This window comes from Microbispora corallina, from assembly GCF_016863035.1.
Classification (GTDB): domain Bacteria; phylum Actinomycetota; class Actinomycetes; order Streptosporangiales; family Streptosporangiaceae; genus Microbispora; species Microbispora corallina.
The window spans coordinates 285689-302204 of sequence record NZ_BOOC01000013.1 but is presented as its reverse complement, the minus strand read 5'-3'; the positions used below and the strand labels follow the sequence as shown (position 1 = coordinate 302204).

The following is a 16516-nucleotide window of genomic DNA, read 5'->3' as shown; positions in this document are numbered from 1 at the left end:
AGCTCACCGGCCGGAGGCCGTCCGGGCCGCGATCGCCTCGCGGTACGCCTCGACGGTCCGCTGCGCGACCACCGGCCAGGCGTAGCGCTCCATCACGCGGTCGTAGCCTCTGCGGCCGACGGCGGCGCGCTCCTCGGGGGAGTCGAGCAGGCGGCGCAGGACCGCGGCGAGCTCTTCGGGGTCGCCCGGCGTCACCTGGACGGCGGCGTCGCCCACGACCTCGGGCAGCGCGCCCGTGCGGGACGCGACGAGCGGGGTGCCGCACGCCATGTGCTCCACGGCGGGGAGCGAGAAGCCCTCGTAGAGCGAGGGGACGACCGACACCTCGGAGGTGGCGATCAGCTCGGCGAGCTCCTCGTCGGAGATGCCGTGGACGAAGCGCACCCTGTCGTGCAGGGACAGCTCCGCGACGAGCTTCTCGGTGGGCCCGCCCGGCGTGGGTTTGCTCACCACGGTCAGGTCGACCTCGCGCTCGGTGGCGAGCTTGGCGACCGCCCGCAGCAGCGTGGCGACGCCCTTCATCGGCGAGTCCGCGCTGGCCACGGCCACGATCGAGCCCGGGCGTTTCGGCAGGTGCGGGCGCGGGTGGAAGAACCGGGTGTCCACGCCGAGCGGGATCAGCCGCATGTTCGACTGCGGGACGCCGAAGTCGCGGTGGATGTCGGCCAGGGACGACTCGCTGACGGTGAGGATCGGGCTCAGGCGCGGCGCGACGTGGCTCTGCATGCGCACGAACCCGTACCAGCGGCGCATCGACAGCTTCTTCCAGCCCTTGGCCGCCTTCAGCTCGATCCGCCGGTCGACGCTGATGGGGTGGTGGATGGTGCCGACCACAGGGAAGTGCCGCTGGATGCCGAGCACGCCGTACCCGAGGGTCTGGTTGTCCTGGACGACGTCGAAGTCGCCCCGCCGCTTCTTGAGCTCCCGGTAGGCCCGCAGGCTGAACGTGAGCGGCTCGGGGAAGCCGGCCGTCCACATCGTGCCGACCTCCAGGAGGTCGATCCAGTCGCGGTACTCGCCCAGCCGCGGGGTGCGGAAGGGGTCGTCGTCGTTGTACAGGTCCAGGCTCGGGACCTTGTTGAGGACGACGCCCTCGTCCAGCTCCGGGTACGGCTGACCCGAGAAGACCTCGACGTGGTGGCCCAGCGCGACGAGCTCGCGGCTGATGTGGCGCAGGTACACCCCCTGGCCGCCACACGTGGGCTTGCTGCGGTAGGACAGCAGCGCGACTCGCAGCCTCTCCGCCAAGAGGCACCCCTTTCCGCCGTGCCCCCTCGGGGCTGCTGCCACTGAACCCTACCATTTGACCTTAGATTGGACAGGTCAGGTGGAATTGGTCTCTCGCTGTGCACGCACCATGCCGGAACTGCGCGGTTAGCTTACCTGAACGAGATTCGGTGTAACACGTTCTACTCCTTTTCCCCGGCTGGATGGCACTGCGAGACGGGCATGGCGGTACATTCGCCTCTCATAGACCATTCGCGATGGGACCGGTCGCGACGAGGAGGACCCCGTTGGCCAAGCGCGCGCTGCTCACCGGCATCACCGGTCAGGACGGCTCCTATCTCGCCGAGCATCTGCTGGGCGAGGGCTACGAGGTCTGGGGCCTGGTCCGCGGGCAGTCCAACCCCCGGGTGCCGCGCGTGCGCAAGCTGCTCCAGGACGTCCGGCTCGTCCGCGGCGACCTCCTCGACCAGGGCTCGCTGATCTCGGCCGTCGAGAAGGTGCAGCCCGACGAGGTCTACAACCTGGGCGCCATCTCGTTCGTCCCGATGTCGTGGGAGCAGGCCGAGCTGACCGCCGAGGTGACCGGCATGGGCGTGCTGCGCATGCTGGAGGCCATCCGCGTCTGCTCCGGCATCACCGCCTCACGCGGCTCGGCGGCCGGGCAGATCCGCTTCTACCAGGCCTCGTCGTCGGAGATGTTCGGGCAGGTCAGGGAGACCCCGCAGACCGAGCGCACCCCGTTCCACCCCCGCTCGCCGTACGGCGTGGCCAAGGCGTACGGCCACTTCCTGACGCAGAACTACCGCGAGTCGTACGGCATGTTCGCCGTGTCGGGGATCCTGTTCAACCACGAGTCGCCCCGGCGGGGAGCCGAGTTCGTGACCAGGAAGGTGTCCCTCGGCGTCGCGCGGATCAAGCTGGGGATGGCCGGCGAGCTGCGGCTCGGCAACCTGGAGGCGCGCCGCGACTGGGGCTTCGCGGGTGACTTCGTCCGCGCCATGCACCTGATGCTGACCGCCGCGGAGCCCGAGGACTACGTGATCGGCACCGGCCGCACGCACTCCGTCCGCGAGCTCGTCGAGGCCGCCTTCGGCGCCGCCGGGCTCGACTGGGAGCGGCACGTCGTGTGCGACCCCGAGCTGCACCGCCCCGCCGAGGTCGACCTGCTGTGCGCCGACCCCAAGAAGGCGCGCACGCAGCTCGGCTGGGAGCCCACCGTGTCGTTCGAGGAGCTGGTCGCCACCATGGTCGAGTCCGACCTGCGCCTGCTCGCCGGCGGGGGCGACCCCGGGCAGGACTCCTCCTGGCCATAGGAGGGCCCGGGGCGCGCGTGAGACCGCGCCCCGAGCGCTCGCGGGCTACCTGCCCTTCAGGGAGACGGGCAGCGTCTTGATCCCGTTGATGAAGTTGGAGCGCAGGCGCTTCGCCTCGCCCGTCTGGCGGATCTCCGGCAGCCGCTGGGCGAGCACCTCGTAGAGCACCCGAAGCTCCAGCTTGGCCAGGTGGTTGCCGAGGCAGAAGTGGGCGCCCCCGCCGCCGAAGCCGATCTGCGGGTTGGGGTCGCGGCCCACGTCGAAGACGTCCGGGTCGGCGAACACGTCGGCGTCGCGGTTGGCCGAGGCGTAGAAGACCACGACCTTGTCACCTTCGCCGATCCTCTGGCCGCGGATCTCCGTGTCCGCCGTGGCCGTGCGGCGGAAGAGGTTCACGGGCGAGACCCACCGGACGATCTCGTCGGCCGCGGTGCGCGCGAGCGACGGGTCGGCCACCAGGCGGTCCCACTGCCCGGGATGCTCGAACAGCGTCAGCATGCCGCCCGACGCCGCGTTCCGCGTGGTCTCGTTGCCGGCCACCACCAGCAGCAGCACGAACAGGTCGAACTCGTCCTCGCTCAGCACCTCGCCGCCGTCGCCCGGCTGGAGCAGCCGGGTCACGATGTCGTCCCTCGGGGCCTGCCTGCGGGCCGCCGCGAGCGCGTTCGCGTACGCGTAGACCTCGGCCGCCGCCGCCTGGCCCTCCTCCGGGCTGCTGGCGTAGTCGGGGTCCTCGCTGCCGATCATGCGGTTGGACCACTCGAACAGCTTGTCCCTGTCCTCCGGCGGGGCTCCGAGCAGCTCGCAGATCACGTAGAGCGGCAGCGGGGCGGCGATGTCGCGTACGAAGTCGACCTCGTTCCTGCGCTCGACCTCGTCGACGAGCCGGTGGCAGATGTCGCGGATGTGGTCCTCCAGCCGGCCGATCACCCGCGGGGTGAAGCCGCGGTTGACGAGCGACCGCCGCCGGGTGTGGTCCGGCGGGTCCTGGTTGAGCATCATCAGGCGCTGGAGCTCGCGCTGCTCCTCGGGCATCTCGTTGAACAGGGCCAGCCGGCGGGCCGAGGAGAACAGGTCCGAGCGGCGCGAGACGTGGACCACGTCCTCGTGCTTGGTGACCGCCCAGAACCCGGGCCACCCGCGCTCGGGGTCTCCCTCGTGCCAGAAGACCGGCGCGTTCTCCCTCAACCAGCGCAGCTGGTCGTGGGGGACCCCCTGCCGCGCGTACCGGTCCTGGTCGACCAGATTGATTTCCATGGGACCACCTAATCGGGTTTCGCCGCCCTTGTGCAGTGGGACGATCTCCTCGCCCGCGCCGGCGTCGCCACAGTGGCGATCAAGCGCTTGGTCCGCACCCTCACTGAAACGTGTTCTATTACGACGCCGGGGACACGTCAAGCGACCCTGCGGTGAGCAAGCCCTCACGCCCGGATCGCCGGCGGTCGTCCCGCGTGATCGCGCACTTGACATCGGTGGCCCATCCCCTGTTCCCTTCTCCTTGGAAACATCCGATGTATGGTAGGGGGGCCTGGTGAAGCTTCTACGGGTGGGCGCGAGGGGCGCCGAGCGTCCGGCGGTGCTGGACGCCGACGGGCGCCCGCGTGATCTGACCGGCGTCCTCGGCGGGGCAGACATCGACGGGCGGTTCCTGTCCGGCGGCGGGATCGAGCGGGTTCGCGCCGCTCTGGAGGAGGGCGACCTGCCGGTCCTGGACGCGGACGGGCTGCGGGTGGGGGCGCCGGTCGTCCGGCCGGGCAAGGTGGTGTGCATCGGGCTCAACTACCGCGACCACGCGGCGGAGTCGGGCGCGGACATTCCGGCCGAGCCGGTGGTCTTCATGAAGGCGCCCGACACAGTGATAGGACCTTTCGACGAGGTGCTGATTCCGCGACGGAGCGTGAAGACCGACTACGAGGTCGAGCTCGCGATCGTGATCGGGAAGACCGCCCGGTACCTCGAATCGAGGGAGGACGCGCTGCGCGTCGTGGCCGGGTACACGATCTCCAACGACGTCTCCGAGCGGGAGTTCCAGCTGGAGCGCGGCGGCCAGTGGGACAAGGGCAAGTCGTGTGAGACGTTCAACCCGGTCGGCCCCTGGCTGGTGACGGCCGACGAGGTCCCCGACCCGCAGAGCCTCGGCCTGCGACTCTGGGTGAACGGCGAGCCGCGCCAGGACGGCGACACCAAGGAGATGATCTTCGGTGTCGCCGAGGTCGTCCGGTACCTGAGCCAGTTCATGGTCCTGGAGCCCGGAGACGTGGTGAACACCGGCACCCCCGCCGGCGTCGCCATGGGCATGCCCGGCCAGCCGTACCTGCGCGCGGGCGACGTCGTCGAGCTGGAGATCGACGGTCTCGGCCGGCAGCGCCAGACGCTCGGGCAGGCGTGACGATGACGACTCTCACCTCGGCGCCGATCACCGCCATCGAGACGCACGACATCCGCTTCCCGACCTCGCTGGAACTCGACGGCTCCGACGCGATGAACCCCGACCCCGACTACTCGGCCGCGTACGTCGTGCTGCGGGCCGGCGAGCACGAGGGCCACGGGTTCGCGTTCACCATCGGGCGCGGCAACGACGTCCAGACGGCCGCCATCAGGGCCCTGGAGCCGTACGTGCTGGGCCGGACGACCGACGACCTCGGCGCGCTGTACCGCGAGATGACGCACGACTCCCAGCTGCGCTGGCTCGGCCCGGAGAAGGGCGTCATGCACATGGCGATCTCCGCGGTGGTCAACGCGCTGTGGGACCTGCGGGCCAAGCAGGAGGGCAAGCCGCTCTGGCTGCTGCTGAGCGAGCTGTCCCCCGAGGAGATCGTCTCCCTGGTCGACTTCCGCTACCTGACCGACGCGCTCACCCCTGACGAGGCGCTGGCGATCCTGCGGGCCGCCGAGCCGTCCAGGAGCGAGCGGGCGGCGCTGCTCAGGGAGCGCGGCTACCCCGCCTACTCCACCTCGCCCGGCTGGCTGGGCTACGGCGACGACAAGCTGCGCCGCCTGTGCAAGGAGGCGTGCCAGGACGGGTTCACCCAGATCAAGCTCAAGGTGGGGGCCGACCTCGACGACGACGTCCGGCGGATGCGGATCGCCCGCGAGGCCTGCGGCGACGACGTCAGGATCGCGATCGACGCCAACCAGCGCTGGGACGTGGACACCGCGATCTCCTGGGTGCGGGCGCTGGCCGAGTTCGACCCGTGGTGGGTCGAGGAGCCGACCAGCCCCGACGACGTGCTGGGCCACGCCGCCATCGCCCGCGGCATCGCGCCGCTGCGGGTCGCGACCGGCGAGCACGTGCAGAACCGGGTGGTCTTCAAGCAGCTCCTCCAGGCGGACGCGCTGTCCTACCTCCAGCTCGACGCCGCCCGGGTCGGCGGGGTCAACGAGAACATCGCGATCCTGCTGCTGGCCGCCAAGTTCGGCGTGCCGGTGTGCCCGCACGCCGGCGGCGTCGGCCTGTGCGAGCTGGTGCAGCACCTGGCCATGTTCGACTACGTGGCGGTCAGCGGCTCCATGGAGGACCGGGTCATCGAGTACGTCGACCACCTCCACGAGCACTTCGTGGACCCGGTCGTGATCGACCGCGGGGCGTACCGGGCGCCGCTCGCGCCGGGGTTCAGCTCGACGATGCGGCCCGAGTCGATCCGGGAGTACTCCTATCCCGACGGCCCGGTCTGGGCATCGTCATGACGAGCGGGACCCGACGAGACGGAGGACTGGGATGAGCGCGGAATTCGAGGGCCTGACCGCACTGGTGACCGGGGGCGGCTCCGGCATCGGCCTCGCCACGGCCACGCTGCTGGCCGAGCGCGGGGCGCGGGTCGCCTGCCTCGACCTCAACCCGCCCGGGGAGCCGTTCCTCGGGCTCAAGGCCGACGTCACCGACGACGCCTCGGTGCGGGAGGCGGTCACGGCCGCCGCCGAGCGGCTCGGCGGGCTCGACATCCTGATCAACAACGCGGGCGTGGGCGCCTCAGGGACCGTGTCCGACAACCCGGACGAGGAGTGGCTGCGCGTCCTCGACGTCAACGTCCTCGGGATGGTGCGGGTCTCCCGGGCGGCCCTGCCGTACCTGCGGGAGTCGCGGCACGCGGCGATCGTGAACACCTGCTCCATCGTCGCGACCGCGGGGCTGCCGAGCCGGGCCCTGTACAGCGCGAGCAAGGGGGCGGTCCTGTCGCTGACGCTGGCCATGGCGGCCGACCACATCCAGGAGGGCATCCGGGTCAACTGCGTCAACCCCGGCACGGCGGACACCCCGTGGATCGGCCGGCTGCTCGCCGCGGCCCCCGACCCGGAGGCCGAGCGGGCCGCGCTGGTGCAGCGCCAGCCGATGGGCCGCCTGGTCACCCCCGAGGAGATCGCGCACGCCGTCGCGTACCTCGCCAGCCCGCTGGCCTCGGCCACCACCGGCGCGTCGCTCGCCGTCGACGGGGGCGTGCAGGGCCTGCGGCTGCGCCCGCGGACCTGACCCCGCTCTCGACGCCGCGCGGGGCGTGCACCATGCTGATCACACGTTTCGCCGAAGCCCTCGACCCGACGGGAGGCCGCATGCAACGGGTCGCTCTGCACACCAAGCTCAAGCCCGGGATGGAGGAGGCGTACGAGAAGATCCACGCGGTCATCCCCGACGATCTCGACGCCGCGTTGCGGGAGGGCGGCGTGCGCACCTGGCGGATCTGGCGGGACGGCCTCGACCTGTTCCACTTCGTGGAGGTCGACGACTACGCCCGGCTGCAGGAGTTCCTCCGCGACAACCCGGCGGACGTGGCGTGGCAGGCACGGATCAACCCGCTCCTCGACGGCGGCTTCGACCCCGGCGCGGGCGGCCTGACGATGGTGTGGGAGCTGCCGTGAAGCTCACCCCGTACGGATTCGGCGCCGCGCCGATCGGCAACCTCTACACGGCGATCACCGACGAGGAGGCCACGGCCGCCGTGGACGCCGCGTGGGACGCCGGGATCCGGTTCTTCGACACCGCCCCCCACTACGGCCTCGGGCTGTCGGAGCGCCGGCTCGGCGACGCCCTGCGCGAGCGGCCGCGCGACGAGTACGCGATCTCCACGAAGGTGGGCCGCCTGCTGGTGCCCGGCGACGGGACCGGCACGGACGACCAGGGCTTCGCCGTGCCGAACACGCTGCGGCGGGTGTGGGACTTCTCCCGGGACGGCGTGCGCCGCTCGCTGGAGGAGTCGCTCGGCCGGCTCGGCCTCACCCGGGTCGACCTGGTGCTCCTCCACGACCCGGACAACCACTGGAAGGAGGCCGTCTCCGAGGCGTACCCGGCGCTCGCGGAGCTGCGCGACCAGGGGGTCGTCGGGGCCATCGGCGCCGGGATGAACCAGTGGCAGATGCTCGCCGACCTCGTCAGGGAGACCGACCTCGACGTGGTCCTCCTGGCCGGTCGATACACGCTGCTCGACCGCTCGGGCGAGGACGTGCTGCTCCCGCTGTGCCGGGAGCGCGGGGTGTCCGTGGTGGCCGGAGCGGTGTTCAACAGCGGTCTGCTGGCCCGCCACGACCCCGGCGGCACGTACAACTACGGGCCGGTCCCGCCGGAGCTGCTGGAGCGGGCCCGCGAGATCGCCCGCGTGTGCGAGCGGCACGGCGTCACGCTGCCTCAGGCCGCGATGGCCTTCCCCCTGCGGCACCCGGCCGTGGCCTCGGTCGTGATCGGGATGCGGTCCGCAGGCGAGGTCCGCCAGAACATGGACCTCGCCGCCCGCCCGATCCCCGACGCGCTCTGGGCCGACCTCGACGCCCTGGCCGCGTCGTCCTCCTGACCCTGCGGACCGACCCTGCGGAGACCGCCGTGATCGACGCGCACCACCACCTGTGGGACACCACCCGGCGGGAGTACGGGTGGATGGCCGGGGACGCCCTGGCCCCCATCCGCAGGCCGTACCGGCTGGACGACCTGCGCCGGGAGACGGCGGCGGCCGGCGTCACCGCGACCGTCCTCGTGCAGACGGTCGGCGACGAGGGCGAGACCGCGGAGTTCCTGGAGACCGCGGCCGGCTCGGACGGCCTGGTCGCCGGGGTCGTCGGATGGGTGGACCTGACGGCCCCCGACGTGGCCGAGCGCATCGCGAAGCTGCGCGGGCTCCCCGGCGGGGACCGGCTCGCCGGCGTCCGGCACCAGGTGCAGGACGAGCCCGACCCCGACTGGCTGTCCCGGCCCGACGTCCGGCGCGGCCTGCGGGCCGTCGAGGAGGCCGGGCTCGCCTACGACCTGCTGGTCCTGGTGCCGCAGCTCCCCGCCGCCCGCGCGGCGGTGCGGGAGACGCCCGGCCTGCGGTTCGTGCTCGACCACGCGGCCAAGCCCCCGGTCGCGTCCGGCCGCACCGAACCCTGGGACACGGAGATCGCCGCCCTGGCCGCCTCGCCCAACGTCGCCTGCAAGCTGTCCGGCCTGGTGACCGAGGCGTCCTGGACGGACTGGGAGACGCCGCACTTCACGCCGTACGCCGACCGGGTGCTGGAGAGCTTCGGGCCCGGACGGGTGATGTTCGGCTCCGACTGGCCCGTGTGCGAGCTGGCCGCGTCGTACGGCCAGGTCGCCGGGCTGGCGCGGGAGCTGGTCGCCGGGCTCTCCGAGGCCGAGCGGACGCGGGTCTTCGCCGGGACGGCCCGGGAGTGGTACGGCCTGTCCTGACCGGCAGGGAAATGTCGGCGGGCTCTGGTAGACCGGGGTCATGGGTGTGAGCGTCGACGAGTTCCTCGACATGCTGGCCACGCTGCCCGAGGTCGAGCAGGGCCACGGTGGCGACTGGGTCTCGCTGAAGGTGCGCGGCAAGGGCTTCGGCTACCTGTGGGAGCGCACCGAGACGGTGGGGCTCAAGGCGACCATCGAGGAGCAGATCGCGCTCGTCGCCGAGCGTCCCGAGGTGTTCGAGGTCCAGTTCACCGCGGGCCGCTTCGGCTGGGTCGTGGTGCACCTGTCCGGCATCGAGGCCGACGAGCTGCTGGAGCTCGTCACCGAGGCGTGGTGCCTCACGGCCCCCAAGGTGCTCGTCGACGCCCACGAGTCCCGCCGCTAGGCGTGCCGGCCGCGATCGTCGCCCACGGCCGGAACGCCGGCGCCCCGGAGCGGGCCCGCCGGGCGGCGCGGTCCCGGTGTGACGCAGGTCTCAACCGGACCGCGTACTTCGACGCGGAGCGCCGGACGCGTGATTTCTACCGTGATGCGGTCAATCCTCACGACCACATCAAGGAGATCAGCGATGAGTACCAGGCGCCCGCTGATGGCGCTGGCCGCGGCGGCCTTGGCCGTCGCCGCGATGGCAGGAGGCGGCACGACCGCCCGCGCGGCCGCGACGGAGACGGACGGCACGATCCCCCACCGGGCCGCGGCGGTGATGGAGGGCGGCACGACCGCTCCGGCGTTCGCGGCGGAGACGGACGGCGCGACCGCCCGCGCGGCCGGGGCGGACACGCCGGGCAAGGCCGACGCCGACCGGCCCGTCGTCGTCACCGACCCGGTCCCGGACGGGTTCACCTCCTGGGAGGAGGTGAACCGCGCCCAGCAGCAGATCGACGCGGTGGCCGACCAGATCGAGGAGATCGCCGCCACCCCGGACGGCGCCGGCTTCGGCTCGATCGTCACCGAGCCCGCGGCCGGCCGGCTCCGCCTCTACTGGAAGGGCGCGCCGCCGGCGTCCGTGCGCGCCCTGCTGGCAAGGGACACCGGTGTGTCCGTGGTGGTCGAGCGCGCCGCCTACTCGGCGGCCGAGCTCCAGGCGGAGATCACCCGGATGACGGCCGCCAAGCCGGCCGGTCTGGAAGCGTCGGTGAACCAGGTGACCGGGGTCGCCCCGCGACCTGACTCGGGCGGGTTGCAGGTGTTCGTCAGCGGCGACGCGGAGTCGGGCCGGGAGCTGGCCAACGTGCGGTCGGCCTCGGTGCCGGTCACCGTGCGCGGCTCGACCGTCCCGCGGCTCGCGAGCCGCGACGACGACTCCCGCCCGTACTACGGCGGCGCGCGGTGGGGCACCACGGGCCTCCCGAGCTGCTCGACCGGCTTCGCCGTCTCCATCGGCGGTCAGTCCAGGATGCTCGGCGCGGGCCACTGCGCGTCCGACGGCCAGTGGGCCTACGACGGCGGCGGCACGATCGACGACATCATGGGGAAGATCACCAAGTCGTCCGACCCCAAGCTGGACGCGCTGCTGATCGCCACCCCGTCCGCGGGCCGGATCTTCGACGGCGGCCCGGGCGGCGGCGAGTACACCAATCCGGTCGCCGGCCGTCACTTCAACCACCCCGGCGACTACGTGTGCACAAGCGGCGCCTACTCCGGAACCCGGTGCGGCATCGAGATCGTCGACACCAACGTCACGCAGACGTTCTTCCTCGGCGGCAAGCCGGTCGGGCCGTTCAACCGGCTGGTGCTCGCCGAGCAGGTGGACGGCGCGAACGCGGGCGGCAACGGCGACAGCGGCGGCCCGGTGATCGAGGTCGACCCGGTCGACACGTCGAAGGTCTGGGCCAAGGGCATCTTCACCGGCCTGGACGCGGGCGGCAGCCCGGTCGCCTGCACCGGCGTTCCGACCAGCGCCTCACGCCAGTGCTCGTGGCGGATCTGGTACACCTCGATCGCCCAGATCCTCAACTCCTTCGGCGGCGACATCGTCACCGGCTGACCAGGCCGGGTGGCCGCCGTCGCGGCCCGGCTGCCGCTGCCCGGCTGGGCCCACCCGGCCGGCGGCCGCCGGCCCGCGCACGGCGGGCCGGGGTCGGGTCACAAGGCCTGGCGGAGCCACTCCTCCACGCCTGCGCGGCCTTCGGCCGCGCGGGCCGGCGTCGGGTCACAGGGCCTGGCGGAGCCACTCCTCCACGCCGGCGACGTGGACGGTCGCCCAGGCCCGGGCGACCTCCGGCCGCCGGTTCGCGACGGCCTCGTAGATGGCCACGTGCTGCTCGCGCGTCTTGCCGAGCGCGCCCTCCTGGGTGAGTCCCCGCCAGATGCGCGCCCGCGCGGTCGGGCCGGACAGGCTCTCGATCAGCGAGCAGAGCACGGCGTTGCCCGACCCCGCGGCGATCCGATGGTGGAACTCCAGGTCGTTGGCGACGAGCTGTTCCACGCTGGGGTCCTCGGGCAGGGAGTCGAGGATCTTGCGCAGGTCCTCGACGTCCACGTCCGACATGGTGGTGGCCGCCATCGCGGTCGCGGCCGGCTCGAGGATCCTGCGCACCTCGAAGAACTGCAGGACCGTGTCGTCGCGGTGGAAGTCGACCACGAACGACAGCGCGTCGAGCAGCAGGTGCGGCTCCAGGCTCGTCACGTAGGTGCCGTCGCCCTGGCGCACGTCCAGGACGTTGATCAGCGCGAGCGCGCGGACGGCCTCCCGCAGCGAGTTGCGGGACAGCCCGAGCCGCTCGGCCAGGTCCGCCTCCTTGGGCAGCCGGTCGCCCGGGGCCAGCTCGCCCGAGATGATCATGTCTTTGATTCTGTCGATCGCCGTGTCGGTGACTGCCACGCACGCACTCCCTGGAGGGCCCCGCTGCCCAGCGCGGCTCTAAGACATCCGATGTCCATGAGTGTAGGGCGCGGCGCCGCCGTCTCCGATGCCCGGGCCGACAGAATTTCCACCCGGGCTCCTGACGGGTCAGGCGCGTTCCAAAACGGTGGCCGTGGCCAGCGCCCCTCCGGCGCACATCGTCACCAGAGCGGTCGAGGAGTCCGACCTTTCCAGCTCGTGCAGCGCCGTCGTGACCAGCCGGGCGCCGGTCGCCCCGACCGGGTGGCCGAGCGCGATCGCGCCGCCGTTCACGTTGACCCGGTCCATGTCCGGCCCGTGCGCCGAGGCCCACGAGAGCACGATCGCCGCGAACGCCTCGTTGACCTCGAACCGGTCGACGTCCCCGATCGTCATGCCGGTCCGCTCCAGCACCCGCGCGGTCGCGTCCACCGGCCCGTCCAGGTGGTAGTACGGCTCGGAGCCGACGAGCGCCTGGGCCAGGATCCGCGCCCGCGGCCGCAGGCCGTGCCGGGCCGCCGTCTCCTCGCTCATCAGCAGCACCGCCGCCGCGCCGTCCGAGATCTGCGACGACGTGCCGGCCGTGTGCAGGCCGCCCTCGCCGAGCACCGGGCGCAGCCGGGCGAGCCCCTCGGCCGTCGTCTCCCGCAGCCCCTCATCCCTGGTCACCGTACGGCTCTCGCCCGTGGGGGCGCCGTCGTCGCCGAGCACGGGCGCGGTGACGGGGAGGACCTCCCGCTCGAACCGCCCGTCGGCCCACGCCTTCGCGGCGAGCTGCTGGGACCGGGCGCCGAAGGCGTCCAGCCGCTCGCGGGTCAGCCCCCGCCGGGCGGCGATGCGTTCCGCGGCCGTGAACTGGTCGGGCAGGTCGATCGACCAGTCGTCGGGCCGCGGCCGGGCCGGGAGCACGTTGCTGCCGAGCGGCTGGCGGCTCATCACCTCGACGCCGCAGGCGACCCCCGCGTCGATCACGCCGGCCTGGATCAGCGCGGCCACCAGGTGCACCGCCTGCTGCGACGACCCGCACTGCGCGTCGATCGTGGTCACCCCGGTCTGGTACGGCAGGCCCGCGTACAGCCAGGCGTGCCGGCCGATGTGGCCGCCCTGCTCACCGGCCTGCGTCACGCAGCCGGCGAAGACCTGCCCGACGATCGAGGGATCGATCCCCGCCCGGCCGATCAACCCGTTGAGGGCCGTCGCGAGCAGCGCCTGCGGCTTCAGCCCCGCGAGCCGGCCGCCCTTCTTCCCGATCGGCGTCCGTACCGCTTCGACGATCACCGGTGCGGCCACGGGGACCTCCTCGCATCGGAATATTGTTCCGGTGCGAATGTAACCGGTTCTACTTTGCGGCGGAAGGGTGGAGCCGGGAAATTGGACGCCCTATCGAATAGGGGTGTCCGGGTCCTGGAAATCGACCAGGAGGCGGTCGGCCGCGATCTCGATCCGGCGCTGGATCTGGTCGTAGGTGCGGCGGCCCCGGAGCATCTCCAGGAGCTCCTGCACCCACACGCCGGCCAGCGACCCCGCGAGCGCGAACTGCTCCTCGGTGGCCCGGTCGACCGTCAGCCCGCCTGCCGCGACCCGCAGGATCAGTCCGGCCATCCGGTCGCCGAACGGCGCCTCGACCTCGGCCATGATCAGTGACCGGATGAGCGCGTCGGCCAGTTCCGGCTCGCGCATGAGTCCCCGGGTGGCCCGCATCAGGACGTCCACCGCGCGGCCCGCGGGGGTGGCGGCGCTCGGCGGTCGCCGTTCGATGCTGGACTCCAGCAGGTCGATCTCCTCGCTGACGACCGCGACCACCAGGTCCATCTTCGAGGGGAAGTAGCGATAGAGCGTTCCCAGCGCGACGCCGGCCCGCTCGGCCACCGTCCGCATCTGCATGGCCTCGACACCGCCCCGCGAGGCGAGTGCGGCCGCCGCCTGGACGATGCGCCGGCGCCGCTGGTGCTGGCTGCGGGTCCGGGCGCCGGGGGCCGGAGGTGTCACCGGGTGGCTGTCCACGACGGGCTGCCCCTCCGGAGGCGGCGCGAGGGCGTCCGTGACAGCGTGCGAGCGCATAGGAACACGTTATCTGATTTCCTCTTCTCTTGGACGGTTACTCGTCAGTCACAAATAACCGCGCGCTTGCATGACTTTCGCGTTTCGTTCGGGTGTCCTGAGTGCTTCGGCCCCTCACCCTCTGGACAGATATTAGAATGTGTTCTAGTTTCCGGGTTGTGGACTTCAAACCGGACGAGACCCAGGCGGAGCTGCGGACACTGGCCTCCGAGGTGCTGGCCCGCGAGGCCGCGCAGGCCAGGCTCGAGGAGCACGAGAAGAGCGGCCGGCCGTACGACACGGGGACCTGGAAGGCGATGGCGCAGGCCGGCCTGATCGGCGCGTGCCTGCCGGAGGAGGCCGGAGGCGCCGGGCTCGGCCCCCTCGAGATGGCGGTGATCCTCCGGGAGGCCGGTGCCCACGTCGCGCCGGTCCCGGCCCTGCCGAGCCTGGTCGCCGGGCTCGTGGTGGCCCGGCACGGCACGGCGGCGCAGCGCGAGGCCCTCGCCCCGCTCGCCGAAGGCGACGCGGTGCTGACCTTCGCCGTACGGGAGCCGGGGGCCGGCCTTGCCGAGGCGCCCACGGCGACGGCCCGCGGCGGGCGCGTCAGCGGGCGGGCCGGGCTCGTCCCGTACGCCGCCGAGGCGTCGGCCGTCCTCGTCCCCGCGCGGGTGGAGGGGGCCGGGACGGCCCTGTTCCTCGTCCGGCCCGGCGCGGCCGGCATCCGGCCGGTGACGCTGTCGACCGGCGAGCCGGCCGGCGTGGTCACGCTCGACGACGCGCCGGCCGAGATGGTCGGCGAGCCCGACGGGCGGGCGGCGGAGTCGCTGCGCCTGCACGCGCTGGCCGGGATCACGGCGACCGCCTCCGGGGTGCTCGCCGGAGCGCTCGCGCTGACCACGGGCTACATCCGGACGCGGCGGCAGTTCGACCGGGTGCTGGCCGAGTTCCAGGCCGTGACCATGCAGATCGCCGACGTCTACATCGCCGCGCGGGCCGTCGACGTCGCCATGTGGGCGGGCGTGTGGCGGCTCGCCGAGGGGCTGCCGGCCCAGGAGGACCTCGCGGTGGCCGCCCACAACGCGGCCGACGCCGGTCTGCGCGCCCTGTACACCTGCCAGCACCTGCACGGCGGCATCGGCCTCGACGTGACCTACCCCCTGCACCGCTACTTCGCCTGGGGCAAGAACGCCGCCCACCTGCTCGGCGGCGCCGAGGCCCAGCTCGACCTGATCGGAGCGCCGGCCTGATGTTCATCGACCTGACGGCGGAGCAGCGACGGCTCCGCGACGAGCTGAGGGAGTACTTCGCCTCCTGCCTCTCGGAGGACGACCGGCGGAACATCGCCCGTGACCCGTTCGGCCCCGCGTACATGGAGCACTGCCGCAGGCTCGGCCGCGACGGCAAGCTCGGCCTCGGCTGGCCCAAGGAGTACGGCGGGGGCGGGTACGGCCCGGTGGAGCAGCAGATCTTCGCCAACGAGGTCGCCCGGGCCGAGGTGCCGTACCCGATCATCACCCTGCAGACGGTCGGCCCGACGCTGATGCAGTACGGCACCCCGGAGCAGAAGGACGTCTTCCTGCCGCGCATCCTCGCCGGCGACTGCCACTTCGCGATCGGCTACAGCGAGCCGGAGGCGGGCACCGACCTCGCCTCGCTCAAGACCACGGCCGTCCGGGACGGCGACCACTACGTGGTGAACGGGCAGAAGATCTTCACCTCGGGGGCCCACCACGCCCAGTACATCTGGCTGGCCGCCCGCACCGACCCCGCCGCCCGCAAGCACCGCGGGATCACCATGATGATCGTCGACTGCTCCGACCCGGGCTTCTCCTGGACGCCGATCGTCACGATGGACGGCCGCCACCACACCAACGCGACGTACTACTCCGACGTCCGGGTCCCGGTGGACATGGTCGTCGGCGAGGTCGGCAAGGGCTGGGACCTGATCGTCAACCAGCTCAACCACGAGCGGGTGACCCTGGGCCCGGCCGGCAACCTCGCGCACACGTACGACCGGTTCGTCCGCTGGGCCCGGGAGAAGCCCGGCCGCGACGGCCGGCCGCTGTACGACGTGCCCGAGGTACGCCGGGCGCTCGCCCGGGTGTACGCGTACTTCCGGACCAACGAGCTGCTCAACTGGCAGGTCGCCGCGAACATGGACCTCGGCTGGCTGGGCGCGCCCGACGCCTCGGCCACCAAGATCTACGGCTCGGAGCGGATGCAGGACGTCGGCAGGATCGTCGGCGAGACGCTGGCCCGGTACGGCGACCCGGGCGACGAGGAGACCCGCGACCTGGTCGAGCGGGTCGACCGCGGGGTCAAGGGCGGACTCGTGCTCACGTTCGGCGGCGGCGTGAACGAGGTGCAGCGCGAGCTGATCGCGATGCTCGGCCTCCAGCTGCCCAAGCCCCCCAGATGAGCGGCGCACGGTGCGGCGTCGAGAGCGAACCGAGGTGA

Annotated in this window: 16 protein-coding genes; 11 read left to right on the top strand and 5 right to left on the bottom strand. The window is 72.4% G+C overall.

Features of this window, described 5'->3' with window-relative positions; all coding sequences use genetic code 11:
• Positions 1-3: 3 nt before the first annotated feature.
• Positions 4-1248, bottom strand: coding sequence for a glycosyltransferase family 4 protein (locus tag Mco01_RS16760; protein ID WP_036331222.1), 1245 nt, complete (start codon positions 1246-1248; stop codon positions 4-6).
• Positions 1249-1514: 266 nt separating this feature from the next.
• Here Mco01_RS16760 and Mco01_RS16755 point away from each other — a divergent pair, with 266 nt between their 5' ends.
• Positions 1515-2540, top strand: a complete 1026-nt coding sequence (locus Mco01_RS16755) for a GDP-mannose 4,6-dehydratase (protein WP_204057799.1) — start codon at positions 1515-1517, stop codon at positions 2538-2540.
• 45 nt (positions 2541-2585) lie between these two features.
• On the opposite strand, the gene Mco01_RS16750 is transcribed toward Mco01_RS16755, so the two are convergent.
• A complete protein-coding gene (locus tag Mco01_RS16750; protein ID WP_204057798.1) occupies positions 2586-3797 on the bottom strand; it encodes a cytochrome P450 in 1212 nt (403 codons plus the stop codon).
• A 274-nt stretch (positions 3798-4071) separates the two neighbouring features.
• On the opposite strand from Mco01_RS16750, the gene Mco01_RS16745 reads away from it, so the two are divergent.
• From Mco01_RS16745 to Mco01_RS16710, 8 genes are all read left to right on the top strand, one after another.
• The gene (locus Mco01_RS16745) at positions 4072-4929 is read left to right on the top strand and encodes a fumarylacetoacetate hydrolase family protein (protein ID WP_204057797.1); all 858 of its coding nucleotides are present in this window, start codon (positions 4072-4074) and stop codon (positions 4927-4929) included.
• Between the two features lie 2 nt (positions 4930-4931).
• Complete coding sequence (locus Mco01_RS16740; RefSeq protein WP_204057796.1) at positions 4932-6227, top strand: L-fuconate dehydratase; 1296 nt, start codon at positions 4932-4934, stop codon at positions 6225-6227.
• Between the two features lie 31 nt (positions 6228-6258).
• A complete protein-coding gene (locus Mco01_RS16735) occupies positions 6259-7008 on the top strand; it encodes an SDR family NAD(P)-dependent oxidoreductase (protein WP_204057795.1) in 750 nt (249 codons plus the stop codon).
• 32 nt (positions 7009-7040) lie between these two features.
• Positions 7041-7394: an L-rhamnose mutarotase gene (locus Mco01_RS16730; RefSeq protein WP_239103659.1), complete on the top strand. Its 354-nt coding sequence runs from the start codon at positions 7041-7043 to the stop codon at positions 7392-7394.
• Complete coding sequence (locus Mco01_RS16725) at positions 7391-8320, top strand: aldo/keto reductase (RefSeq protein ID WP_239103658.1); 930 nt, start codon at positions 7391-7393, stop codon at positions 8318-8320. The genes Mco01_RS16730 and Mco01_RS16725 overlap by 4 nt, the downstream gene beginning before the upstream one ends.
• A 29-nt stretch (positions 8321-8349) precedes the next feature.
• A complete protein-coding gene (locus Mco01_RS16720) occupies positions 8350-9192 on the top strand; it encodes an amidohydrolase family protein (RefSeq protein ID WP_204057793.1) in 843 nt (280 codons plus the stop codon).
• Positions 9193-9232: 40 nt separating this feature from the next.
• Positions 9233-9577, top strand: a complete 345-nt coding sequence (locus tag Mco01_RS16715) for an MmcQ/YjbR family DNA-binding protein (RefSeq protein ID WP_204057792.1) — start codon at positions 9233-9235, stop codon at positions 9575-9577.
• A 183-nt stretch (positions 9578-9760) separates the two neighbouring features.
• The gene (locus Mco01_RS16710) at positions 9761-11179 is read left to right on the top strand and encodes a chymotrypsin family serine protease (RefSeq protein WP_204057791.1); all 1419 of its coding nucleotides are present in this window, start codon (positions 9761-9763) and stop codon (positions 11177-11179) included.
• 165 nt (positions 11180-11344) lie between these two features.
• Here Mco01_RS16710 and Mco01_RS16705 read toward each other — a convergent pair whose 3' ends face one another.
• The 3 genes from Mco01_RS16705 to Mco01_RS16695 form a co-directional block, all read right to left on the bottom strand.
• The gene (locus Mco01_RS16705) at positions 11345-12016 is read right to left on the bottom strand and encodes a FadR/GntR family transcriptional regulator (protein WP_204057790.1); all 672 of its coding nucleotides are present in this window, start codon (positions 12014-12016) and stop codon (positions 11345-11347) included.
• A gap of 129 nt (positions 12017-12145) precedes the next feature.
• A complete protein-coding gene (locus Mco01_RS16700; RefSeq protein WP_204057789.1) occupies positions 12146-13306 on the bottom strand; it encodes a steroid 3-ketoacyl-CoA thiolase in 1161 nt (386 codons plus the stop codon).
• A 90-nt stretch (positions 13307-13396) separates the two neighbouring features.
• Positions 13397-14077 carry a TetR family transcriptional regulator gene (locus Mco01_RS16695; protein WP_204057788.1) on the bottom strand — a complete coding sequence of 227 codons (681 nt, stop codon included), beginning with the start codon at positions 14075-14077 and terminating at the stop codon, positions 13397-13399.
• Positions 14078-14235: 158 nt separating this feature from the next.
• On the opposite strand from Mco01_RS16695, the gene Mco01_RS16690 reads away from it, so the two are divergent.
• Both Mco01_RS16690 and Mco01_RS16685 read left to right on the top strand, forming a co-directional pair.
• A complete protein-coding gene (locus Mco01_RS16690; protein WP_204057787.1) occupies positions 14236-15306 on the top strand; it encodes an acyl-CoA dehydrogenase family protein in 1071 nt (356 codons plus the stop codon).
• Positions 15306-16478, top strand: a complete 1173-nt coding sequence (locus Mco01_RS16685) for an acyl-CoA dehydrogenase family protein (RefSeq protein ID WP_204057786.1) — start codon at positions 15306-15308, stop codon at positions 16476-16478. Before Mco01_RS16690 ends, Mco01_RS16685 begins: the two co-directional genes overlap by 1 nt.
• Positions 16479-16516 lie beyond the last annotated feature (38 nt).